We start from the raw sequence: 23,610 nt of genomic DNA, 5'->3' as shown, positions 1-23,610 counted from the left end.
AGCAACGAAGGAGCCGCCGGGTGACGAGCCTCGAAGTCAGCGAAGAGACCGAAGATTCGGGACCCGGCGGTTACGCGGCGGCCCGGCTGCTCCTTCTCCACGAGAAGGAGCGGTCCGGGCCGTCGCGCCGTGCCGCGCTCGCCCGGCTCACCGACGACTGGCTGGCCGCCCTCTTCGCGGCCGCCGCACCACCCCGCGGGGTCGCCCTCGTCGCCGTCGGCGGCTACGGGCGCGCCGAACTCTCCCCGCGCAGCGACCTCGACCTCCTCCTGCTCCACGACGGCAGCGCCGACAAGGCCGCGATCGCCGCCCTCGCGGACCGCCTCTGGTACCCCGTCTGGGACCTCGGGCTCGCCCTCGACCACTCCGTCCGCACCGCCGCCGAGGCCCGCGCCACCGCCGCCGACGACCTCAAGGTCCACCTCGGCCTCCTCGACGCCCGGCCCCTCGCCGGCGACCACGGACTCGTCGCCGCCCTGCGCACCACCGTCCTCGCCGACTGGCGCAACCAGGCCCCGAAACGCCTCCCCGAGCTCGACGCGCTCTGCCGCGAACGCGCCGCACGCATGGGCGAGCTGCAGTTCCTCCTCGAACCCGACCTCAAGGAGGCCAGGGGCGGCCTCCGGGACGCCCAGGCCCTCCGTGCCGTCGCCGCCTCCTGGCTCGCCGACGCCCCCCGCGAAGGCCTCGACGGCGCCCGCCGCCGCCTCCTCGACGCCCGCGACGCCCTCCACCTCACCACCGGCCGCGCCACCGACCGGCTCGCCCTCCAGGAACAGGACGCCGTCGCCGCCGAACTCGGCCTCCTCGACGCCGACACCCTGCTCCGCGAGGTGTACGAGGCCGCCCGGACCATCTCGTACGCCACCGACGTCACCTGGCGCGAGGTCAACCGCGTCCTCAAGGCCCGCTCCGCCCGGCCCCGCCTCCGCGCCCTCCTCGGCGGCCGCGGCGGCGCGGGCCGGACCGCCACCGGGAAACCGCCCGTCGAGCGCACCCCGCTCGCCGAAGGCGTCGTCGAGATGGACGGCGAGGTCGTCCTCGCCCGCACCGCCAGGCCCGAACGCGACCCCGTCCTGCCCCTCCGGGCCGCCGCCGCGGCCGCCCAGTCCGCCCTGCCGATCTCCCTGCACGCGGTACGCCGCCTCGCCGCCACCGCCACCCCGCTGCCCGTGCCCTGGCCCGCCGAGGCCCGCGAGGAACTCGTCACCCTGCTCGGCGCCGGCGAGGCCACCGTCCCCGTCTGGGAGGCCCTCGAAGCCGAGGGGATCATCACCCGGCTCCTGCCCGACTGGGAACGCGTCCGCTGCCGCCCCCAGCGCAACCCCGTCCACACCTGGACCGTCGACCGCCACCTCGTCGAGACCGCCGTCCGCGCCTCCTCGCTCACCCGCCGCGTCGGCCGCCCCGACCTCCTCCTCGTCGCCGCCCTCCTCCACGACATCGGCAAGGGCTGGCCCGGCGACCACTCCGTCGCCGGCGAGACCATCGCCCGCGACCTCGCCACCCGTATCGGCTTCGACCGCGCCGACGTCGTCACCCTCGCCACCGCCGTCCGCCACCACCTGCTCCTCGTCGAGACCGCCACCCGCCGCGACCTCGACGACCCCGCCACCGTCCGCGCCGTCGCCACCGCCGTCGGCACCGTCGGCACCCTGGAGCTCCTGCACGCCCTCACCGAGGCCGACGCCCTCGCCACCGGACCCGCCGCCTGGTCCGCCTGGCGCGCCTCGCTCGTCGCCGACCTGGTCAAACGGGTCGCCGGCGTCCTGGCGGGGGAGACCCCGCCGGACCCCGAGGCCGCCGCGCCCAGCGCCGAACAGGAACGGCTCGCCATCGAGGCCCTGCGCACCGGCGAACCCGTCCTCGCCCTCCACACCGAACCGGTCGCCGCGGAACCGGAGGAACCCGAACCGGTCGGCGTCGAACTCGTCATCGCCCTGCCCGACCAGCCCGGGGTCCTGCCCGCCGTCGCCGGCGTCCTCGCCCTGCACCGGCTCACCGTCCGCGCCGCCGACCTCCGCGCCGTCGAGCTCCCACCCGTCCTCGGCGCCGGATCGGGACCCGTGCTCGTCCTCGACTGGCGGGTCGCCGCCGAATACGGCTCCCTGCCCGAGGCCGCCCGGCTCCGCGCCGACCTCGTCCGCGCCCTCGACGGCTCCCTCGACATCCCCGCCCGCCTGGCCGAGCGCGAGGCCGCCTACCCCCGCAGGCGCGGCCTCACCGCCCCGCCGCCCCGCGTCACCGTCGCCGCCGCGGACTCCCGCCTCGCCACCGTCATCGAGGTCCGCGCCCAGGACGCGCCCGGCCTGCTCCACCGCATCGGCCGGGCCCTGGAGGGCGCGGCGGTACGGGTACGGAGCGCGCACGTGTCGACGCTCGGCGCCAACGCCGTCGACACCCTGTACGTGACCCGCCCCGACGGCTCCCTGCTGCCCGACGAGGAGGCGATCGACCTGGCGCGGACGCTGGAGTCGGCGCTCCGCTGAACCCCGGTCCGCACCGCCCCCGCCCGCCGGATCCGGCGGGCGGGGACACACACTTCGAGCGGCCCGATACCCTGGAGGGCAGTCCGACCGCCCCCGACACCGAGGATCCGCGACCGCCGTGTTCGATACCCTCTCCGACCGCCTTGCAGCGACCTTCAAGAACCTCCGCGGCAAGGGCCGTCTGTCCGAGGCGGACATCGACGCCACCGCACGCGAAATCCGTATCGCGCTGCTCGAAGCGGATGTCGCCCTGCCGGTCGTCCGGTCCTTCATCAAGCAGGTCAAGGAGCGCGCCCTCGGCATCGAGGTCTCGCAGGCCCTGAACCCGGCCCAGCAGGTCATCAAGATCGTCAACGAGGAGCTCATCGGCATCCTCGGCGGCGAGACCCGGCGCCTGCGGTTCGCCAAGACCGCGCCCACCGTGATCATGCTCGCCGGTCTCCAGGGTGCCGGTAAGACCACCCTCGCCGGAAAGCTCGGCCTCTGGCTCAAGGGCCAGGGCCACTCCCCGCTGCTCGTCGCCTGCGACCTCCAGCGCCCCAACGCCGTCACCCAGCTCGGTGTCGTCGCCGAGCGCGCGGGCGTGGCCTTCTACGGCCCGCAGCCGGGCAACGGCGTCGGTGACCCGGTCCAGGTCGCGAAGGACTCGATCGAGTTCGCGCGGACCAAGATGTACGACGTCGTCATCGTCGACACCGCCGGCCGCCTCGGCATCGACCAGGAGCTGATGCAGCAGGCCGCGGACATCCGCGACGCCGTCAGCCCCGACGAGGTCCTCTTCGTCGTCGACGCCATGATCGGTCAGGACGCGGTCAACACCGCCGAGGCGTTCCGCGACGGCGTCGGCTTCGACGGCGTCGTGCTCTCGAAGCTCGACGGCGACGCCCGCGGTGGTGCCGCGCTCTCCATCGCGCACGTCACCGGCAAGCAGATCATGTTCGCCTCCAACGGCGAGAAGCTGGACGAGTTCGACGCGTTCCACCCGGACCGCATGGCGTCCCGCATCCTCGGCATGGGCGACATGCTCTCCCTCATCGAGAAGGCGCAGCAGACCTTCGACGAGGAAGAGGCCGCCAAGATGGCCTCGAAGCTCGCGTCGAAGAAGGGCCAGGAGTTCACGCTCGACGACTTCCTGGCGCAGATGGAGCAGGTCCGCAAGATGGGCTCCATCTCCAAGCTCCTCGGCATGCTCCCGGGCATGGGCCAGATGAAGGAGCAGATCGCCAACATCGACGAGAAGGATGTCGACCGCACGGCCGCCATCATCAAGTCGATGACGCCGGGCGAGCGCCACGACCCGACCATCATCAACGGCTCGCGCCGCGCCCGTATCGCCAAGGGCTCCGGCGTCGAGGTCAGCGCGGTCAAGGGCCTCGTCGAGCGGTTCTTCGAGGCCCGCAAGATGATGTCCCGCATGGCCCAGGGCGGCGGCCTCCCCGGCATGCCGGGCATCCCCGGCATGGGAGGCGGCCCCGGCCGGCAGAAGAAGCAGGTCAAGCAGGCCAAGGGCAAGCGCAAGAGCGGCAACCCGATGAAGCGGAAGGCCGAGGAGCAGGCCGCCGCCGAGAAGCGCGACCAGGCGCAGCAGGGCGGGGCCTTCGGTCTGCCGGCGCCGGGGCAGACCCCGAAGGACTTCGAGCTGCCGGACGAGTTCAAGAAGTTCATGAGCTGACGAGCCGACCGGGCCCCGCGCCCGGCGAGCTGACGGCCCGACCGGGCCCCGCGCCCGGCGAGCTGACGGCTTCACCGGGCCGCGTGCCCGGTGAGCCGATGACCTGACCGGGCCGCGCGCCCGAGGACGGCGTGAGGGGCCCGGGGCGGTGCGAAACCGCCCCGGGCCCCTTTTCATCCCTCCGGACCGTCCGCGATGCCGCGTTCGTCCCGCTCTTCGATACTGGGGCCACAGCCGCCCCGAGGAGAGCCACGTGGCCAACCCTGTACCCCCGCGCGACCGGACCGACCAGCCCTGGCGCTCGGAGGGGGCACCGCCGCCACCGCCCGCGAGGAAGAAGATGCCCGGCGGCTGGGGAGGGCTCATCCTCACCGCCCTGGTCGTCTATCTGATCGCCAACCTCGTGCTGTCGTTCTTCAACCGGGGCGACGAGCCGACGATCTCGTACACCGAGTTCAGCAAGCAGGTGACCTCCGGGAACGTCACCAAGATCTACTCCAAGGGCGACGCCATCCAGGGGGAGCTGAAGAACAAGCAGCCCCTGCCCAACGGCGACAAGGGCGACTACAGCAAGTTCGTCACCCAGCGGCCCGCGTTCGCCGACGACAACCTCTGGGGCGAGCTGACCTCGAAGGGCGTCACCGTCACCGCGGAGCCGGTCGTCCAGGAGCGCAGCTTCCTCGCGAACCTGCTCATCTCGCTCGCGCCGATGCTGCTGCTCGTCGTGCTGTGGATCTTCATCGCCCGCCGGATGAGCTCCGGCATGGGGGGCGCGGGCGGCATGCTGGGCCGCAAGGCCCCGCCCAGACCCGTCGAACTGGAGGCCGGGGCCAAGCGCACCACCTTCGCCGACGTCGCCGGCATCGACGAGGTCGAGGGCGAGCTCAACGACGTCGTCGACTTCCTCAAGAACCCGCAGGCCTACCGCGAGATGGGCGCCAAGATGCCGCGCGGTGTGCTCCTCGCCGGCCCGCCCGGCACCGGCAAGACCCTGCTCGCCCGCGCCGTGGCGGGCGAGGCCGGGGTGCCGTTCTTCTCCGCCTCCGCGTCCGAGTTCATCGAGATGATCGTGGGCGTCGGCGCCTCCCGGGTCCGCGAGCTGTTCGCCGAGGCCCGCAAGGTCGCCCCCGCGATCATCTTCATCGACGAGATCGACACCATCGGCCGGGCCCGCGGCGGCGGCTCCGGGATGGGTGGCCACGACGAGCGCGAGCAGACCCTCAACCAGATCCTCACCGAGATGGACGGCTTCACCGGCTCCGAGGGCGTCATCGTCCTCGCCGCCACCAACCGCGCCGACGTCCTCGACCCCGCCCTCACCCGCCCCGGCCGCTTCGACCGGATCGTGCACGTCAACCCGCCCGACCGGGGCGGCCGCGAGGCCATCCTCAGGATCCACACCCGGGAGATCCCGCTCGCCAAGGACGTCGACCTGGAGCACGTCGCCCGCACCACCCCCGGCATGACCGGTGCGGAGCTCGCCAACCTCGCCAACGAGGCGGCCCTCCTCGCCGTGAAGCGCGAACAGAAGGCCGTCACCCAGTCGGACCTCTCCGACGCCCTGGAGAAGGTCCAGCTCGGCGCGGAACGGCCGCTCGTGATGCCCGCGGAGGAGCGGCGCCGGACCGCGTACCACGAGAGCGGCCACGCCCTCCTCGGCATGCTCCAGCCCGGCGCCGACCCGGTCCGCAAGATCACCATCGTGCCCCGGGGCCGCGCCCTCGGCGTCACCCTCTCCACCCCCGACGCCGAACGGTACGCCTACACCGAGGAGTATCTGCGCGGCCGGATCATCGGCGCCCTCGGCGGCATGGCCGCCGAACAGGTCGTCTTCGGCGTCGTCACCACCGGCGCCGAGAGCGACCTGGAGCAGGTCACCAACATCGCCCGGGGCATGGCGGGACGCTGGGGCATGAGCGAGCTCGTCGGCCGCCTCACCGCCATCCCCGGCGACGCCCAGCAGGCGTACGGACTCTCGGCGGCCCCCGCGACCCTCGACACCGTCGACGCGGAGATGCGCCGCATCGTCGACGAGTGCTACGAGAGCGCCGTACGGCAGCTCCACGAGCACCGCGACAAGCTGGACGCGCTGGCCGCCGCGCTCCTGGAGAACGAGACCCTGGAAGAGGCCGACGCCTACCGCGCGGCGGGCATCACGCGCGCGGCACGGGAGGACTGAGCCGGCGTCACGGCCACCGGAGTACGGGCCACGAGGGTCCGGGGCACCGGCGTACGGGCACCGGCGTACGGGTCACGAGGGTCCGGGGCGCCGGCGTACGGGCACCGGCGTACGGGTCACGAGGGTCCGGGGCGCCGGCGTACGGGTCACGAGGGTCCGGGGCGCCGGCGTACGGGTCACGAGAGCGCAGGCCACCGGCACGGGGGTCACACCCCCCTACGGCACCCGGGCGACGACGTACCGGAAGACGTTCGGCATCCACACCGTGCCGTCCGCGCGCACGTGCGGGGCGAGCGCCTCCTCGATCTCCTTCTCGACCTGGGAGAGCTCCGTCGCCCGCACCGCCTCGTCGAACGCACCCGTCGACAGCAGCCCGCGCACCGCGCTGCCCTCGTCGGCGTACCCGAAAGGACAGGCCACCCGCCCCGAACCGGCCGGCCGCAGCCCCGCCCCGGCCACCAGCCCCTCCAGATCCGTGCGGAGGCCCGGCCTGCGGTCCGCGAGCCGGGCCGCGACCCGCAGCACCGCCTCCGTGGAACACCGCTCCGGCGGCCCCCAGCCGGCGAGCACGACCGTCGCGCCCGGTTGGGCCGTACGGGTGAGCGCCGCCAGCTCCGGCAGGAGCGCGTCCGTCGTGTGGAAGGCCGTGATCACGTCGTACGTGTCGCCCTCGGGGGGCTCCTCCGTGACGGTCACGCCCTCGGGGAGCCGTTCCCTCGCCAGCTCCACGCGCGCGTGGTCCCGGTCCACGCCGGCCACCCGGGCGCCCCGCGCCGCCGCCATGAGAAGCGCCAGGCCGGAGCCGCAGCGGAGGCCCAGGACCCGGGTCCCGGCGCCCACGCCGAGGCGGTCGTACACCGCCTCGTAGAGCGGGACGAGCATCCGTTCCTGGATCTCGGCCCAGTCACGCGCGGGGTGGTGCGGGACGAGCGTAGGTGTCATGGAAAAGTGCCCCAATCCGTGCTCGGACGACGACCCCCCGTAGCCAGGGAACTGCGCATCCCGTGCCGCGTCCAGTGCTCGCACCGCACCGATTCGTCCGGAAGAGAGGCGACCCGGTAATGTCCCTGCCACGCTTCGCGGCCCGCCCGGGAGCCCGTTCCCCGAGGGGCGCGCGCACCGCGGCTACACGCCGGGGCGTATGCGCCACTACGCACCAGCTTGACGCCCCCTGCGTGGCTCCTCCGCAGATCGGCGCACTGGCCCTCGTCACGACACATCAACGGCAACTGACGGGTACGTGCAAAATATTTGGGATGCCCCGGAATGGAACCCGGGGGCACTTCGGCTCGTTGTACGCGACGTGAGCACGACACCACCTGTTCTCGCCGCAGAGCTGGCACAGGCGTGGGCCGACATTCAGCGGCACCACCCCGAGCTGCCCGATCTTGCCGCGCCCGAGTCCCTGATCGGAGAGTCCTCGTCCGCCTGCGGCGCCGAACTCTCCTTCGAACGACTGCTCCACGAGGCAGTCCACGGCATCGCAGCCGCCCGGGGTGTCCGCGACACCTCCCGCGCCGGCCGCTATCACAACCGCAGATTCCTGGCGATCGCCGAGGAGATGGGCCTCGACCACCCCGAGGAGCCGCACGCCAGCAGCGGCTTCTCGCTGGTCACGCTCAACCCCGAGGCGAGGCGGCGCTACCGCCCCACCATCGAGCGGCTCCAGCGCGCCCTCAAGGCCCACACCGTCGCCACGGCGGCCGACACCAAGCGCTCCTTCCGCGGACCGGCCGCCCGGCACGGCTCCTCGGGCGGCGGCGTCCGCGTCAAGGCCGTGTGCGACTGCGGACGCAACGTGCGCGTGGTGCCCTCGGTGCTCGCCCAGGCCCCGATCGTCTGCGGCGGCTGCGGCAAGCCCTTCCGCATCCCGGAGACGGTGGGCGCCGCGAGCTGACCTCGCGGTGTGTGGCACAATGGCTAGCTGTACTCGACAGTCGCACAGGACCCCTCTCTCCTCCGGCTGACGCGTCCATCGGGCATCCGAGTACCGCAACCCCACGTGGCATCTCAAAGTGCCCAACCACGTCAAGACCAGGAGACACCACTCCAGTGGCAGTCAAGATCAAGCTCAAGCGCCTCGGTAAGATCCGCCAGCCGCACTACCGCATCGTCGTCGCCGACTCGCGCACCCGCCGCGACGGTCGCGCGATCGAGGAGATCGGCCTCTACCACCCGACGTACAACCCGTCGCGTATCGAGGTCGACTCCGAGCGTGCGCAGTACTGGCTGTCCGTCGGCGCCCAGCCGACCGAGCCGGTTCTCGCCATCCTGAAGCTCACGGGCGACTGGCAGAAGCACAAGGGCCTCCCGGCCCCCGAGAAGGCTCTGCTCGTCCCCGCGACGAAGGAGGCCAAGCGCGCTTCGTTCGACGAGTTCGCGAAGGCCCTCGAGGGCGGCGACGACAAGGGTGAGGCCATCACCCCGAAGGCCAAGAAGGCCGACAAGAAGGCTGACGAGGCCGAGGCCGCGTCCACCGAGTCGACCGAGGCCTGATCATGCTCGAGGAGGCTCTCGAGCACCTCGTGAAGGGCATCGTCGACAACCCCGACGACGTGCAGGTTGCCTCGCGCACCCTGCGCCGCGGCCGCGTGCTGGAGGTCCGGGTCCACCCGGACGACCTCGGCAAGGTGATCGGCCGCAACGGCCGCACCGCACGCGCGCTGCGTACCGTCGTGGGCGCCATCGGCGGCCGTGGCATCCGGGTCGACCTCGTCGACGTGGACCAGGTCCGCTGAGCAGGCCGGCAGCATCACCTTAGTTGTGCCGGCACGGGCCGGGGAGGGCTTACGAGCCCACCCCGGCCCGTTGTCGTTCGCGTCGTACGAGCTGTGTGACAGGAGAGTGTGGAGCAGTGCAGTTGGTAGTCGCGCGGATCGGCCGCGCCCACGGGATCAAGGGCGAGGTCACCGTCGAGGTACGCACGGACGAGCCCGAACTCAGGCTCGGCCCCGGTGCCGTACTGCGCACCGACCCGGCCTCCGCCGGGCCGCTGACCATCGAGACCGGCCGGGTGCACAGCGGCCGTCTGTTGCTGCGCTTCGAGGGCGTCCGCGACCGCAACGCCGCCGAGGCCCTGCGCAACATCCTCCTCATCGCCGAGGTCGACCCCACGGAGATGCCCGAGGAGGAGGACGAGTACTACGACCACCAGCTCATGGACCTGGACGTGGTGCTCGCCGACGGCACCGAGATCGGCCGCATCACCGAGATCTCCCACCTGCCGTCCCAGGACCTCTTCATCGTCGAGCGCCCCGACGGCACCGAGCTGATGATCCCGTTCGTCGAGTCGATCGTCACCGAGATCGACCTGGAGGAGCAGCGGGCCGTCATCGACCCGCCGCCCGGCCTGATCGACGACCGCGCCGAGATCGTCTCCTCCCGCGACGAGGCGGGCTCCGACGACGCGGCGGGCTCCGACGAGGAGACCGCCACCGGCGAGGAGACCGGCACCGGCGAGGCGACGGCATGAGGCTCGACGTCGTCACGATCTTCCCCGAGTACCTCGAACCGCTGAACGTCTCCCTCGTCGGCAAGGCCCGCGCGCGCGGACAGCTCGACGTCCACGTCCACGACCTGCGGGAGTGGACGTACGACCGGCACAACACCGTCGACGACACCCCGTACGGCGGCGGTCCCGGCATGGTCATGAAGACCGACCCCTGGGGCGACGCGCTCGACCAGACGCTCGCCGACGGCTACGAGAGCGGCGCCCACGGCCCCGTCATCGTCGTCCCGACGCCCAGCGGCCGGCCCTTCACCCAGGAGCTCGCCGTCGAGCTCTCCGAGCGACCCTGGCTGATCTTCACCCCGGCCCGCTACGAGGGCATCGACCGCCGCGTCATGGACGAGTACGCGACCCGGATGCCCGTCTACGAGGTCTCCATCGGCGACTACGTCCTGGCCGGCGGCGAGGCGGCCGTCCTCGTCGTCACCGAGGCCGTCGCCCGCCTCCTGCCCGGCGTCCTCGGCAACGCCGAGTCCCACCGGGACGACTCCTTCGCCCCCGGCGCCATGGCCAACCTCCTCGAAGGCCCCGTCTACACCAAGCCCCCCGAGTGGCGCGGCCGGGGCATCCCCGACGTCCTCCTCAGCGGGCACCACGGCAAGATCGCCCGCTGGCGGCGCGACGAGGCCTTCCGCCGTACCGCCGCCCACCGGCCCGATCTCATCGAGCGCTGCGACCCGGCCGCCTTCGACAAGAAGGACCGCGAGATCCTCTCGATGATGGGCTGGGCGCCCGAGCCCGGCGGCCGATTTTGGCGCAAGCTCGACGACGTGGAAGAATAGGCCGCTGTCGTCCGTCCGGCGCGCGCCCCTGCCACAGGGGGAACGACGCCGCCAGGAACGGACGATCTTCCGAATCACTTCGAACGTACCGCTGATGACCTGTGGCATCAGCGAGGAAAGAGACCTCCATGGCCTCCCTGCTCGACCAGGTCAACGCGGGTTCGCTCCGCTCCGACCTCCCCGCCTTCCGCCCCGGCGACACCGTGAACGTCCACGTGCGCGTCATCGAAGGCAACCGCTCGCGTATCCAGCAGTTCAAGGGCGTCGTCATCCGTCGCCAGGGTTCGGGCGTCAGCGAGACCTTCACGGTCCGCAAGGTCTCGTTCTCCGTCGGCGTCGAGCGCACCTTCCCGGTGAACAGCCCGATCTTCGAGAAGATCGAGCTCGTGACCCGCGGTGACGTCCGTCGCGCCAAGCTCTACTACCTGCGTGAGCTGCGCGGCAAGGCTGCCAAGATCAAGGAGAAGCGCGACCGCTGAGCTCAGGCTCCCGGCACGCTCGACGCTTCCGAGCCCTCGCACAGGCAGTCCGGATAGGCTCTGCCACCGATGGACACCGAAGCACAGCACACGGAGCGCGACCCCTCTTCCGGTACGGAGGACGGGTCGCGCTCCGCGCGCGTTTCCGAGGACACGAGCGACGCCCAGGACGCGGGGGACGCGGCAGACGCGGCGGCGGACGCCGGGAGTACGAGGAGCACCTCCTCCTGGCGGCGCACGGCCTTCGTGGGCGCCGCCTGCGTGACCTTCCTGCTGCTCCTGAGCCACTTCGTGATGCAGCCCTTCCTGATCCCCAGCCGCTCCATGGAACCGACCCTCCAGGTCGGCGACCGGATCCTGGTCAACAAGCTGGCGTACCGTTTCGGCAGTGGGCCGGGCCGGGGCGACGTCGTCGTCTTCGACGGCACCGGATCCTTCGTACGCGAACAGCCCCGGGGCAATCCCGTCACCGGTCTCCTGCACGACGGGGCGGCCGCCCTCGGGCTCGCCGCACCCGACGAGACCGACTTCGTGAAGCGGGTCGTCGGCATCGGCGGCGACCGGGTCGTCTGCTGCGACAGGAACGGCCGGCTCACCGTCAACGGCGTCCCCGTGGAGGAGCGCTACGTGATGTTCGGCGACCAGCCGTCCAGCGTGCCCTTCGACATCGTCGTCCCGCGGGACAAGCTCTGGGTCATGGGCGACCACCGCAGCCAGTCCAGCGACTCCCGCGACCACCTCGGCAACCCCGGCGGCGGCATGGTCCCCGTCGACAAGGTCATCGGCCGCGCCGACTGGATCGCCTGGCCCTTCGGCCGCTGGTCCACGGTCCAGGAGACCGACGCCTTCGGTGCCGTGCCCGCGGCACCGGCCGGCGGACACGGGACGGCACCCCATGGGTAGCCGGGGACGACCGCCGGGCGGGCGCACCCCCGATCACGGCCCCGATCAGGCCCCGCCCCTGCCGGGCCGGGCCGAGCGGCGCCGGCTCGCCCGCAAGGTCAAGCGGCGCAGGCAGCGCTCCGCGATCCGCGAGATCCCCATCCTGATCACGGTGGCCGTCCTCATCGCGCTCGTCCTGAAGACCTTCCTGGTCCAGGCGTTCGTCATTCCCTCCGGCTCCATGGAACAGACGATCCGCATCTCCGACCGGGTCCTCGTCGACAAGCTCACGCCCTGGTTCGGATCCCGCCCGCAGCGCGGCGACGTCGTCGTCTTCAAGGACCCCGGCAACTGGCTCCAGCAGGAGACCACCCCGCCCGCCGACGACCCGGTCGGCGTCAAGCAGGCCAAGCAGGCCCTCACCTTCATCGGGCTGCTGCCCTCCGCCGACGACCGGGACCTCATCAAGCGGGTCGTCGCCGTCGGCGGCGACACCGTCCGCTGCTGCGGCAAGGACGGGCGGATCACCGTCAACGGCGTACCGCTCGACGAGCCGTACCTGCACCCGGGCAACGAGCCGTCGACCATCCCCTTCGAGGTGAAGGTCCCGCAGGGCCGGATCTTCGTCCTCGGCGACCACCGCTCCGACTCGGCCGACTCCCGCTTCCACCTCGACGAGAAGGACCACGGCACCGTCTCCGAGGAGCAGGTCGTGGGCCGTGCCGTGGTGATCGCCTGGCCCGTCGGACACTGGCGCGGCCTGGAGGAACGCCAGACGTTCGCCGCCGTGCCGGACGCCAGTGCGAGTTCCGAGTCCGCGCTCGGTCCGTCGCATAGTGTGTCCCAGCGGAATCTCAACGGATTCCCCGGGCTCCCGACCCCTGCGGAACTTCTGCTCGTTATGGGAGTGGTGGGCCTGTCCCTGTTCCGGGGCAGGCGATCGCACGGACTGAGGAGTGGATGTGGGGGATTTGGCCGTCGGCGCACGATCCGGACACGATGAGCCCGACAAGAGGGCCGGCGGGGCCTTCGGCGATGACACGACGGGTGACGACGTGACGGATGACGGGCAGGCGCAGCCGCCGAGTGGCGGGGCACCGGACGGTGGGACGCCGGACGACGGCGACGAGACGACGGGCGGCCCCGGCCGGGACCCCAAGAAGCCGCGTTCCTTCTGGAAGGAACTGCCTCTCCTCGTCGGCATCGCGCTCGTCCTCGCCCTGCTGATCAAGACCTTCCTGGTGCAGGCGTTCTCGATCCCCTCGGAATCGATGATGAACACCCTCCAGCGGGGCGACCGCGTCCTCGTCGACAAGCTGACCCCCTGGTTCGGCTCCGAGCCCGAGCGCGGCGAGGTCGTCGTCTTCCACGACCCGGGCGGCTGGCTCGAGGGCCAGCAGACGCCCACGCCCAACGTGGTGCAGAAGTTCCTCAGCTTCATCGGCCTCATGCCGTCCGCCGAGGAGAAGGACCTCATCAAGCGGGTCATCGCCGTCGGCGGCGACACCGTCTCCTGCAAGGAGGGCGGCAAGGTCGTCCTCAACGGCGTGCCGCTGGACGAGACCTCGTACCTCTACCCCGGCTCCGTCCCCTGCCAGGACTCCTTCGGCCCGATCAAGGTCCCCGAGAACCGCATCTGGGTCATGGGCGACAACCGCCAGAACTCCCTCGACTCCCGCTTCCACCAGCAGCTCCCCGGTGGCGGCACCGTCTCCAACGACGAGGTCGTGGGGCGCGCGGTCGTGATCGCCTGGCCCGTCACCCGCTGGGCCACCCTCCCGGTGCCCGACATCTTCGACAACCCCGCGCTCAACAAGGCCCTGAGCGCCGCCCCGCTCGGCGCGGCCGGTCTCGCCGGAGCGCTCCCGCTGGTCCTGTGGCGCCGGAAGAAGGTCGCCGCACGGCATACCGCCGAGTAGTGACCCGCAGGTAGGGTGCCGTCCCGGACCGTCGACAGACCAACGGTCCGCCGACAGACCTACGGGGTGCGCACATGAGCGGAAACATACGGACCAAGGGCGGCCACGGCCGCCTCGGCAGCGCGCTGTCGGGGCTGGCCGTGGCCGTCGGCTGTGTGCTCTTCCTCGGCGGCTTCGTCTGGGGAGCCCTGCTCTACCAGCCGTACTCCGTCCCCACCGACTCCATGACCCCCACCCTCGACGTCGGGTCCAAGATCCTCGCCCAGCGCGTCGACGGCGACGAGGTGCGGCGCGGAGACGTCGTCGTCTTCACCGACCCCCTCTGGGGCAACGCGCCCATGGTCAAGCGTGTCGCCGCCGTCGGCGGCGACACCGTCGCCTGCTGCGACGCGGACGGCCGCCTCACCGTCAACGGCAAGCCCGTCGACGAGCCCTATCTGCGGCCCGGACCGGGCGGCCGGACCATCGCTTCCGGCACCGAGTTCTCCGTCTCCGTCCCGGCCGGCAACCTCTTCCTGCTCGGCGACGACCGGCACACCTCGCTCGACTCCCGTACGCACATGGAGGAAGCCGGACAGGGCTCCGTGCCCCGCTCCTCCGTGGTCGCCAGGGTCGACGCCGTGGTCTGGCCCGCCAAGGGCCTCCTGGACCGCCCCACGGGCTTCGCCGCCCTTCCCGGCGGGATCTCGGAGCCCGGGCCCGTCATGCCCCTGCTGGGCGCGATCGCGGCCGGAGCCGTGCTGGTCCTGGCCGGGGGAGCGTACGGGCCGGTGGTACGGCGGGTGGGCCGGCTGACGAAGCGCCGACCGGCGGGCACGTCTCCCGGGGCGCGGGAGAAGGTGGGTACATGACGGACTCCGCCGCACGCCGGACGCAGGGGCCCGGCGCCGAGCCGGCCGGTGAGCCCGGTGGCGGTCCGGGTGCAGGCCCGCGGGTGGAGGTGCGGCGGGTCGCGCGGGTCGTCCTGCTCGACCCCGACGACCGCATCCTCCTCCTGCACGGGTACGAGCCCGAGCACCCCGAGCAGACCTGGTGGTTCACGCCCGGCGGCGGCCTGGAGGGCGCGGAGACCCGGCAGGAGGCGGCCCTGCGCGAGCTCGCCGAGGAGACCGGCATCACCGACATCGACCTCGGGCCCGTGCTCTGGACGCGGTACTGCTCGTTCCCCTTCGACGGGCGCCGCTGGGACCAGGACGAGTGGTACTACCTCGCCCGCACCCGGAGGACCGAATCCGCGCCCCGGCCCCAGGCCCTCACCGAGCTGGAGAACCGCAGCCTCGCGGGCCTCAGATGGTGGACCTCCGCCGAACTGTCGGCGGCCCGTGAGACGGTGTACCCGACCAGACTCGCCGAGCTGCTGCGTACGCTGCTCGACGAGGGACCTCCGCGTGCACCGGTGGTTCTCGCCCCGGAAATCGTTTAGGGGCGCGTCCGCCTGGCGCACAATAGGGGGACGCACGGCTGAAGGGGAACATGCCATGAGCGCCGAGGACCTCGAGAAGTACGAGACCGAGATGGAGCTGAAGCTCTACCGGGAGTACCGCGATGTCGTCGGGCTGTTCAAATACGTGATCGAGACCGAGCGACGCTTCTACCTCACCAATGACTACGAGATGCAGGTGCACTCGGTCCAGGGCGAGGTCTTCTTCGAGGTCAGCATGGCCGACGCCTGGGTCTGGGACATGTACAGACCGGCCAGGTTCGTCAAGCAGGTCCGTGTCCTCACCTTCAAGGACGTGAACATCGAGGAGCTCAACAAGAGCGACCTCGAACTCCCCGGCAGCTGAGCCGACCTCACCCGCAAGGGTGAGCAGGTTTTCCACAGATCCCCGGCCGTCCACAGCGCCGCACGCGGTCCCACCCGCTCCGTCACAGTCGGTGACGGAGGTGGTACCGCATGAACAGGACCCAAGCACTCGGACGGTACGGAGAAGAGCTGGCCACCCGCCTGCTCACCGCGACCGGCATGCACATCCTCGCCCGCAACTGGCGCTGCGGCCGGACCGGCGAGATCGACATCGTCGCCCGCCAAGGCGACACCCTCGTCATCTGCGAGGTCAAGACCCGGCGCGACGGCGCGTACGAACACCCGATGGCCGCCGTCACACCCCGCAAGGCGGACCGGCTCCGCCGCCTCGCCGCCTGCTGGCTCGACCGCAACGGCGTCCCGGCACCCCTCGGCGGCGTCCGCATCGACCTCATCGGCATCGTCCTGCCCCGCCGCGGCGCCGCGCTCCTCACCCACGCCCAGGGGGTGGCCTGAGATGGGATTCGCCCGCACCTGCTCCGTCGCCCTCGTCGGCGTCGAAGGCGTCGTCGTCGAGGTCCAGGCCGACCTCGAACCCGGCGTCGCCGCCTTCACCCTCGTCGGCCTCCCCGACAAGAGCCTCACCGAGAGCCGTGACCGGGTCCGCGCCGCCGTCGTAAACTCCGGCGCCGAATGGCCCCAGAAGAAGCTCACCGTCGGACTCAGCCCCGCGTCCGTACCGAAAGGCGGGTCGGGTTTCGACCTCGCCGTCGCGGCGGCCGTGCTCGGCGCCGCCGAGCGCATCGACCCGCGCGCCATCGCCGATCTCGTCCTCATCGGCGAACTCGGCCTCGACGGACGCGTCCGGCCCGTCCGCGGCATCCTCCCCGCCGTCCTCGCCGCCGCCGACGCCGGGTACCGCCAGGTCGTCGTCCCCGAACAGACCGCCGGCGAGGCCTCCCTCGTCCCCGGGGTGTCCGTCCTCGGCGTCCGCAGCCTCCGCCAGCTCATCGCCGTCCTCACCGACGAACCGGTGCCCGAGGAGGAACCCACCGAGGCCGGCCGGCCCGACGCCATGCTCGCCGGACTCCTCGTCCCCGGCGCCGGCCTCGGCACCGGACTCGCCGCCGACCCCGCCGAAGGCCCCGACCTCGCCGACGTCGCCGGCCAGCACCGCGCCCGCCGCGCCCTCGAAGTCGCCGCCGCGGGCAGTCACCACCTCCTGCTCTCCGGACCGCCCGGCGCCGGGAAGACCATGCTGGCCGAGCGCCTCCCCGGCATCCTCCCGCCCCTCACCCGGCAGGAATCCCTCGAAGTCACCGCCGTCCACTCCGTCGCCGGCATCCTCCCGCCCGGCGAACCCCTCGTCCGTCGCGCCCCCTACTGCGCGCCCCATCACTCCGCCACCATGCAGTCCCTCGTCGGCGGCGGAAACGGACTGCCCAGGCCCGGCGCCGTCTCCCTCGCCCACCGGGGCATCCTCTTCCTGGACGAGGCCCCGGAGTTCTCCGGAAAGGCCCTCGACGCCCTCCGCCAGCCCCTCGAATCCGGGCACGTCGTCATCGCCCGCGCCGCCGGAGTCGTCCGCCTCCCCGCCCGCTTCCTCCTCGCCCTCGCCGCCAACCCCTGCCCCTGCGGACGCCACACCCTGCACGGTGCCGGCTGCGAATGCCCCGCCGCGCTCGTCCGCCGCTACCAGGCACGCCTCTCCGGACCCCTCCTCGACCGTGTCGACCTCCGCGTCGAGGTCGAACCCGTCACCCGCTCCGACCTCCTCGGCCAAGGAGGCCGCGGGGAGAGCACCGAGGCCGTCGCCGCCCGCGTCCGCGAAGCCCGCGACCGCGCCGCCGCCCGCCTCGCCGACACCCCCTGGAACGTCAACAGCGAGATCCCCGGGCACGAACTCCGCACCCGCTACCTCGCGGCCCCCGGGGCCCTCGCCACCGCCGAACGCGACATCGAACGCGGACTCCTCACCGCCCGCGGCCTCGACCGGGTCCTCCGCGTCGCCTGGACCGTCGCCGACCTCGCCGGACACGACCGCCCCGACAGCGAGGACATCGCCCTCGCCCTCGAACTGCGCACCGGCATCGCCCGCGGCGTGCCCGTCGGAGCGGGGGACCGCGCATGACCACCCCCGACCCCCACCCCGGCACCCCCGGCACCCCCGGCACTCCCGCCACTACCGGCTCCGCGTCCCTCGACGAGCGGCTGGCACGGGCCACGCTCAGCCGCGCCGTCGAACCCGGCGACGAGCACGCCGGCCGCTGGCTCCGGCGCTACGGAGCCACCGGCTTCCTCGACCGGCTCCTCGACACCGCCCCCGCTCCCCGCGCTCCCCGGGGAGACGGGGACGCCGACCCCTTCCCCGGCACCGGAGCGAAACGCGTCGCCTCCTGGCGACTCCGCGCCACCGCCGCCGACCCCACCCGCGACCTCGCCACCATCCGTGACCTCGGCGGACGCTTCCTCGTCCCCGGCGACACCGAATGGCCCCGGCAGCTCGACGACCTCGCGGACGCCCGCCCCCTCGGCCTCTGGGTCCGGGGCCCCGCCGACCTGCGCACCTGGGCCCTCCGCTCCGTCGCCCTCGTCGGCGCCCGTGCCTGCACCCCGTACGGCGCCCACACCGCCGCCGAACTGGCCACCGGCCTCTCCCGTCAGGGCTGGGTCGTCATCTCCGGAGCCGGTTCCGTTCTGTACCCAGTGACAGTTGTTGCTAGGTATGGGTGCGGGTATCGAGCATGCAGGTCAGACGCATGTCGAGGGAATCTCCCATTTACTCACCTGGCGGCTTGCCAGACGCCTATGCTCCTCGCTGAGGCACAACGTGATCCCGCAGGATGCGGCACGTGCGGCCGCTCTGGTACCTGGGGGGACTGTGCAGATTTCCAGAATCAGCGTGAAAAACTTTCGCAACCTGATGGATGTGGATATCCCGCTCGGATCCGCCAATGTCGTGGTCGGCGAGAACCGAGCAGGGAAGAGTAATCTCGCTCATGCGCTGCGAATCCTTTTTGATCCCTCCTTGTCCAGCAGCGACCGGCAGCTCCGGCGTGAAGATTTCTCGGATGGTCTTGCTCAGGGAAGGAAGGACTGGGATCCGAAGAAGGAAGGCATAGAGATCTCGATTTCAGTTGAGATCGTTGCATTCGAGTCCGATGCAAGAGTCAGTGCCATCTTGGCCGACGCGATCGTCGCTCGTGACCCTATTCGGGCCCGCCTAACCTACAAGTATGCGCCGCGTGTCATGCCGGGGCGCGAGGATGAGCCCGTCTACGGCTGGTTTATCTTTCGTGGAGAAAACGAAGAGAGCCTGATGCCGGCGGAGCATCGAGGCTATCTGTATCTGGCATTCCTTCACGCGCTGCGTGACGTGGAAACTGATGTGGCTGGGTGGCGCAGGTCGCCCCTGAGGCAGCTACTTGAAGCAGCTGCCGAATCCGCCACTGCAGCCGAGCTCGATACGATCGCGCAGTCCGTTGAAGCGGCCAACGGTCAGGTTGCTCAACTCGATTCGGTGCGCCAGTTGAGCACGTCGATCACTGAGCTCATGTCAGAGATGGTGGGAAACTCTCAGGCGATGCAGGCGGATCTCGGTGTGGCATCAACCGACCCGTTGCGGCTGATTCGAACTCTTCGCGTCTTCGTCGACGGTGATTCCAAGCGCCCGCTATCCAGTGCAAGTCTTGGGACGTTGAACGTTCTGTACTTCGCCCTGATGGAGCTGGGCCTCCAGCAAAAGCTTTTGAAGGAAATCGCGCATTTCATCCTTGCGATTGAGGAGCCGGAAGCGCACCTGCACCCACATTTGCAGCGACTTATCTTTAAGAGGCTGCTGGCGTCGGCGCGCGACGATCAGACGGTATTCATTACAACACAGTCCCCTCATGTAGTGAGCACTGTCGGTCCTCGAAACCTGATCTTGCTTCGAGACGTCGAGGGGTCAACCGTAGCGCGTGCCGCCGCGAATGCTGACCTGAGTGAAAACGACTGGGACGACATCAGCAGATATATTGACGCTACGCGAGCGGAGATTGTCTTTGCGAAGCGTGTACTGCTCGTGGAGGGATACGCCGAGCAGGTCTTGATTCCCGCCCTTTCCGAGCATTCAGGAATCGACCTAGACAAGCATGGCATCAGCGTCTGCGCTATCCACGGGACGCATTTCCTTGCGTACTTGAAATTCTGTAGGGCCCTGGGGATTCCATGTGCCGTGATCACCGACGGGGACATCCAGAAGGACAAACTCGGCAACGATCGCTCCGCTGGTGCCGCCCGTGCGCAGCGGTACATGACTGCGCTTGGAGAGGCTGGAAACCCTGAGGAATCCGGAATCTTCGTCGGTGAATCAACTTTCGAATACGACTTGCTGCTGACCTCATCAGGTAACCTGGATGCCGGAATTTCCGCCCTCCTTGACATCGCCGTCAACCCCAAGACGCGTAAGGATATTGAGAGTTGGGGCAAAAGCGATCCGGGATATGACGCATACCTGGGCATGATCAAGAAGGTTGGAGGTAAGGGGCGATACGCTAATAGCCTGGTCTCACGTCGGCTGGACGTACCCTTGTACGTACTCAACTCGATCAACTACCTGGTGCAGCAGTGAGCAGGCTGGCAGCGTCAATCGAAGAATTGAAGCGAAACGAACGCCAGTGGGAAGCCTTCAACACTCCGGGCAACTGCGTAGTGATGGCACCCCCCGGCAGCGGCAAAACGAAGCTGCTGTCCACCCGGATAGCGTCTGATCTTCAAGCGATCACGCCACCGCAGGGCGCTGCTGGAATCACGTTGACGAACGCTGCGGCAGCAGAATTGCGACGGCGCGTACTCGAACTAGGGGTTCCCCCGAGAGCCAATCTCTTCCTCGGTACGGTTCATAGCTTTGCGATGAGGCAGATCCTCTCCCCATTCGCGGGCGTGTGTGGGCGCGGCGAGCTGCTAATGCGTCGAATTGCGACGAGTCGAGAGAAGACAACTGCGTTCAAGGCCGCTATCAAGCAGGTCTATCCGCCGAACTCGGACACGAGAAATGTTCGGTCCACAGTTGAGCGTCACCGGAAGATGATCGCAAGTGAAGACGAATGGAACCTTGCTGGTCCGAGGGTCGTAGCTGTTTCTCAGGCGTATGAGAGGGAGCTTGCGTCCGAGGGCCTCGTGGACTTCGAGATCCTCGTTACCGCGGCGGTCGAGTTGGTGGAGGGTTTCGATTTCATCCCGACCCTCCTCACCGCGAAGAATCCCTCGATTTACGTCGATGAGTACCAGGACCTTTCGCCGGGGCTGGACCGAATTATTAGATCGCTTTGTTTCGACGGAACGACGCGATCCCTACTCTTTGCGGTTGGCGACCATAACCAAGCAATCTACGGGTGGACCGGAACCCGGCCTGAATTGTTGGATGAGGTTAGTAGGCACCCGACGGTCTCGCGAATTGAGCTGACCAAGAACTATCGATCGGCTCGTGAGATCATCGATCGAGCCAGTCGATTGCTGGGCCTGCGCGGAATCGAGGGTATCTCAGACGGCGGTCTCGTCGATGCCATGTATTGCCGTGCCGGCATCAAGAGTCAATGCCAGGAGGCCGGGAAGCTGGCTGCCCGATTGATCTCCGAAGGGTATCCAGCTCACGAAATTGGTGTTCTAACACCCACTAACAATCATGCGGAACTCGTCGTGGAGGAGTTCCGAAAGCTCGGTGTGCCGGTGAGTGCTAATGCAAGTCCTTACCCGTCGACCCCCGCCACCAGCTTGATTGAGAAGCTTGCCGTATGGGCAACTCGGCAAGACCGACCGGACGGAGAGTTCCGACTCTCGGACTTGCTGTCCGAGTGGCGATCTATTCTTCGTTCCGAACTTGGTGATCTGTCTGCAGACCTCGCGCTCATCGATGCCATTAAACGGTCGGTGAATAGCGAAGAACGGGCTGCACTGTTTGTTGAACGGATCCTCCAGAGTGGTATGGATGCCGCCCTCCGTGACCCTTTGCGGGGAGAGGACTCTGCAGCAGTTTCTGATCTTCTGGAGCTCGTCGACAATGGTCAGCTGTCAGACTGGACGGTGCAGACCCTGGCCGACCGAGGGCGCCGAACTGGTCGCGTGGGTGTTTACACCATGTCGTCCGCCAAGGGCCTCGAATTCGATGCAACACTCATCCTCGGGGCCGACCAGGGGCAAATTCCGCATTTTTTGTCTACTTATAACTCAAAGGACCTTGCGGAAGACCGAAGGAAGTTCTACGTCGCCGTCACTCGGTCGAGGAAAAGGACTTCCATCTTCTATTCTGGCTTTGTCCAGTGGCAGTCAGGGAAAATCGGCCATAATGGACCCAGTCAATTCCTCCGAGAGATGGGTCTGACTGAGTAGGGCGTTCCTCGCTGCCGGACCCATCCAGCCGTGATATCTGAGCCGCGGCGAGGGTCCTGTGACTGCAGCTGCTGATGCTCGTTGTCACCCATGTGGCGGAGTTGGAATCGAGTGCCCGGTGTTGGCAGCTTCACAGGTACGTCCCGAGTCATACGGCGGATGCCGTGGCCGAGTTGCTCGGCGAGGTCTTGCCCGGCCGTGCTGGTCGCACGGGAAAGTCGGACGTACAGGACGGTCAGCGGTTCGTGATCGGCCCTGACGGCCGGCCTGATCTGCGGGTGAACTGGTGCCTGGGCTCGGCGAAGTGGCGGCGGATGGCCTGGCGCACGCAGCGGGACTACGCGTACTCGTTGTTGGTGTGGTTGAACTACCTGATCACCGTGGGCGTGAGCTGGTGGGATGCCGACGACGAGGTGGCGTCCGAGTTCCTGTTCTGGCGGGTGACGGATCCCGCGAACGAGGACACGGTGGAGACGGGGACTTTCGCCCGGGACCTGGCCGGGCTGAAGAAGTTCTACACGCTGGCCGCGCGGTTCGGGGTCCTCAACCCTTTCGCGGAAATGGACGCGCCCAGCATCGTCCGGCACGCGGACGTCAAGTGGCTCGACCCGGGCGGTTACGCCCGTTGGGTTGATCTGGGCATCCGGGGCTTCGACCTCCAGGGCCGACCGGACCCGTGGTGGAAGGGCCGCAACGATCAGCGGGACCGAGCGTTCTGCGACGGCCTCTACGGCAACGGCCTGCGCGTCTCGGAGTGGGCCAGCGTGGTGCTGCCCGAGCTGCCCGCCTATGACCGGAGGCGGGGCTTCTTCACCTGCGAGCTCGCCGAGGCCTGCGCGAAGGGCGGCTACGGGCACAAGTACTGGATGCCCAGGTCAGCCCTGCGTGGGGTTCTGAGTTACGTCGAGGGCGCCCGGGCGGCAGCGGTCCGCCGGGCGCAGGCTGCTGGCCGCTACGAGCGGATTATCGGCCGGCGCACGGTGCTGGCTCTTCACGGCATGCACTCGGTGACCATGTCCTCGGCTGACGGCGGTTCCCGGAAGGAGGAGTGGAACGATGTCGGGCCGCAGACCCGGAAGCTGCTGTTCCAGCAGACCGACCAGGGGCTGGAGCCGGTGGCTCTGTGGTTGAACGAGGACGGCCTGCCCCGCGACGGCGGCGGCTGGGAGCACACCTTTGACGTCGCGAACAAGCGGATCGAGTCGCTCGGCCTGGAGAACTTCAGCTGCACCGCCCACATGCTGCGGCACTCCTTCGCGCTGAGGTGGTACTCGGTCGGCAAGCTGATCAAGTACTCGCGGCTGGGGCACCTGACCGAGGACGAACAGCGCGACTTCCGTGAGGAGGTCGGCAACACATGGCATCTGGTCCAGACGATGCTCGGGCACCGCAGCGTCGAGACGACCAAGAACGTCTATCTCGGGCCCTTCAAGACACTGGAGGTGGAGGTCCTGCTGGCCCACGCTGACGACTTCCCGGTCGCCTCGTTCATGGCCAATGTGTTCGCCGAGCACCCCTGGGTCCGCACCGATCCGCTGGCGGTGGCCAAATGAGCCGGCGGGGACGGAAGGCATCCCTGCCGAA

At 69.7% G+C, this 23,610-nt stretch carries 21 protein-coding genes and 1 pseudogene; 21 read left to right on the top strand and 1 reads right to left on the bottom strand.

What is annotated here, in order from left to right; translation table 11 throughout:
• Positions 1 to 20: 20 nt before the first annotated feature.
• The 3 genes from ACIP8Z_RS31615 to ftsH all read left to right on the top strand — a co-directional run bounded on the left by ACIP8Z_RS31615 (position 21) and on the right by ftsH (position 6,340).
• On the top strand, positions 21 to 2,489 hold the full coding sequence (locus ACIP8Z_RS31615) for a [protein-PII] uridylyltransferase (RefSeq protein WP_402089574.1): 2,469 nt from the start codon (positions 21 to 23) through the stop codon (positions 2,487 to 2,489).
• A gap of 118 nt (positions 2,490 to 2,607) precedes the next feature.
• Positions 2,608 to 4,161: a signal recognition particle protein gene (gene ffh / locus ACIP8Z_RS31610; protein WP_402089572.1), complete on the top strand. Its 1,554-nt coding sequence runs from the start codon at positions 2,608 to 2,610 to the stop codon at positions 4,159 to 4,161.
• Between the two features lie 253 nt (positions 4,162 to 4,414).
• Positions 4,415 to 6,340, top strand: a complete 1,926-nt coding sequence (gene ftsH / locus ACIP8Z_RS31605; RefSeq protein WP_402089570.1) for an ATP-dependent zinc metalloprotease FtsH — start codon at positions 4,415 to 4,417, stop codon at positions 6,338 to 6,340.
• A 216-nt stretch (positions 6,341 to 6,556) separates the two neighbouring features.
• On the opposite strand, the gene ACIP8Z_RS31600 is transcribed toward ftsH, so the two are convergent.
• Complete coding sequence (locus tag ACIP8Z_RS31600) at positions 6,557 to 7,282, bottom strand: class I SAM-dependent methyltransferase (RefSeq protein WP_402089568.1); 726 nt, start codon at positions 7,280 to 7,282, stop codon at positions 6,557 to 6,559.
• Between the two features lie 361 nt (positions 7,283 to 7,643).
• Between ACIP8Z_RS31600 and ACIP8Z_RS31595 the strand changes: the two genes are divergently transcribed.
• From ACIP8Z_RS31595 to ACIP8Z_RS31510, 18 genes and pseudogenes are all read left to right on the top strand, one after another.
• Complete coding sequence (locus tag ACIP8Z_RS31595; RefSeq protein ID WP_024755886.1) at positions 7,644 to 8,237, top strand: hypothetical protein; 594 nt, start codon at positions 7,644 to 7,646, stop codon at positions 8,235 to 8,237.
• Between the two features lie 155 nt (positions 8,238 to 8,392).
• Positions 8,393 to 8,836, top strand: a complete 444-nt coding sequence (gene rpsP / locus ACIP8Z_RS31590; protein ID WP_030325634.1) for a 30S ribosomal protein S16 — start codon at positions 8,393 to 8,395, stop codon at positions 8,834 to 8,836.
• Positions 8,837 to 8,838: 2 nt separating this feature from the next.
• The gene (locus ACIP8Z_RS31585; RefSeq protein WP_003980229.1) at positions 8,839 to 9,078 is read left to right on the top strand and encodes an RNA-binding protein; all 240 of its coding nucleotides are present in this window, start codon (positions 8,839 to 8,841) and stop codon (positions 9,076 to 9,078) included.
• 116 nt (positions 9,079 to 9,194) lie between these two features.
• The gene (gene rimM, locus ACIP8Z_RS31580; protein ID WP_402089566.1) at positions 9,195 to 9,812 is read left to right on the top strand and encodes a ribosome maturation factor RimM; all 618 of its coding nucleotides are present in this window, start codon (positions 9,195 to 9,197) and stop codon (positions 9,810 to 9,812) included.
• Positions 9,809 to 10,630, top strand: a complete 822-nt coding sequence (gene trmD, locus ACIP8Z_RS31575; protein ID WP_402089564.1) for a tRNA (guanosine(37)-N1)-methyltransferase TrmD — start codon at positions 9,809 to 9,811, stop codon at positions 10,628 to 10,630. Before rimM ends, trmD begins: the two co-directional genes overlap by 4 nt.
• A 128-nt stretch (positions 10,631 to 10,758) precedes the next feature.
• On the top strand, positions 10,759 to 11,109 hold the full coding sequence (gene rplS / locus ACIP8Z_RS31570) for a 50S ribosomal protein L19 (protein WP_015036473.1): 351 nt from the start codon (positions 10,759 to 10,761) through the stop codon (positions 11,107 to 11,109).
• Between the two features lie 69 nt (positions 11,110 to 11,178).
• The gene (gene lepB / locus ACIP8Z_RS31565) at positions 11,179 to 12,012 is read left to right on the top strand and encodes a signal peptidase I (protein WP_402089562.1); all 834 of its coding nucleotides are present in this window, start codon (positions 11,179 to 11,181) and stop codon (positions 12,010 to 12,012) included.
• The gene (lepB, locus tag ACIP8Z_RS31560; RefSeq protein ID WP_402089560.1) at positions 12,005 to 12,994 is read left to right on the top strand and encodes a signal peptidase I; all 990 of its coding nucleotides are present in this window, start codon (positions 12,005 to 12,007) and stop codon (positions 12,992 to 12,994) included. Before lepB (ACIP8Z_RS31565) ends, lepB (ACIP8Z_RS31560) begins: the two co-directional genes overlap by 8 nt.
• Positions 12,963 to 13,910, top strand: coding sequence for a signal peptidase I (lepB, locus tag ACIP8Z_RS31555; protein WP_402089733.1), 948 nt, complete (start codon positions 12,963 to 12,965; stop codon positions 13,908 to 13,910). Before lepB (ACIP8Z_RS31560) ends, lepB (ACIP8Z_RS31555) begins: the two co-directional genes overlap by 32 nt.
• A 74-nt stretch (positions 13,911 to 13,984) precedes the next feature.
• Entirely contained in the window at positions 13,985 to 14,761 is a 777-nt protein-coding gene (lepB, locus tag ACIP8Z_RS31550) for a signal peptidase I (protein ID WP_402089558.1), read from the top strand.
• Positions 14,758 to 15,333: an NUDIX hydrolase gene (locus tag ACIP8Z_RS31545; RefSeq protein ID WP_402089556.1), complete on the top strand. Its 576-nt coding sequence runs from the start codon at positions 14,758 to 14,760 to the stop codon at positions 15,331 to 15,333. The genes lepB (ACIP8Z_RS31550) and ACIP8Z_RS31545 overlap by 4 nt, the downstream gene beginning before the upstream one ends.
• 55 nt (positions 15,334 to 15,388) lie before the next feature.
• A complete protein-coding gene (locus ACIP8Z_RS31540) occupies positions 15,389 to 15,697 on the top strand; it encodes a DUF2469 domain-containing protein (RefSeq protein WP_005311352.1) in 309 nt (102 codons plus the stop codon).
• 110 nt (positions 15,698 to 15,807) lie between these two features.
• Positions 15,808 to 16,173, top strand: a complete 366-nt coding sequence (locus ACIP8Z_RS31535; RefSeq protein WP_402089554.1) for a YraN family protein — start codon at positions 15,808 to 15,810, stop codon at positions 16,171 to 16,173.
• Position 16,174: 1 nt separating this feature from the next.
• Positions 16,175 to 17,788: a YifB family Mg chelatase-like AAA ATPase gene (locus tag ACIP8Z_RS31530; RefSeq protein ID WP_402089552.1), complete on the top strand. Its 1,614-nt coding sequence runs from the start codon at positions 16,175 to 16,177 to the stop codon at positions 17,786 to 17,788.
• Positions 17,785 to 18,345: pseudogene (locus ACIP8Z_RS31525) on the top strand (DNA-processing protein DprA); the annotation flags it as partial. The gene ACIP8Z_RS31530 and the pseudogene ACIP8Z_RS31525, both read left to right, overlap by 4 nt.
• Before the next feature lie 37 nt (positions 18,346 to 18,382).
• A complete protein-coding gene (locus tag ACIP8Z_RS31520) occupies positions 18,383 to 20,269 on the top strand; it encodes an ATP-dependent nuclease (protein ID WP_402089550.1) in 1,887 nt (628 codons plus the stop codon).
• Positions 20,266 to 22,026, top strand: coding sequence for a UvrD-helicase domain-containing protein (locus tag ACIP8Z_RS31515; protein WP_402089548.1), 1,761 nt, complete (start codon positions 20,266 to 20,268; stop codon positions 22,024 to 22,026). The genes ACIP8Z_RS31520 and ACIP8Z_RS31515 overlap by 4 nt, the downstream gene beginning before the upstream one ends.
• 164 nt (positions 22,027 to 22,190) lie before the next feature.
• Entirely contained in the window at positions 22,191 to 23,579 is a 1,389-nt protein-coding gene (locus tag ACIP8Z_RS31510; RefSeq protein ID WP_402089546.1) for a site-specific integrase, read from the top strand.
• Positions 23,580 to 23,610: the final 31 nt, after the last annotated feature.

The organism is Streptomyces sp. NPDC088553 (genome assembly GCF_044752965.1).
In the GTDB taxonomy this organism is placed as follows: Bacteria; Actinomycetota; Actinomycetes; order Streptomycetales; family Streptomycetaceae; genus Streptomyces.
The sequence above is the reverse complement of the archived record's forward strand: the minus strand, read 5'-3'. Positions and strand labels throughout refer to the sequence as shown.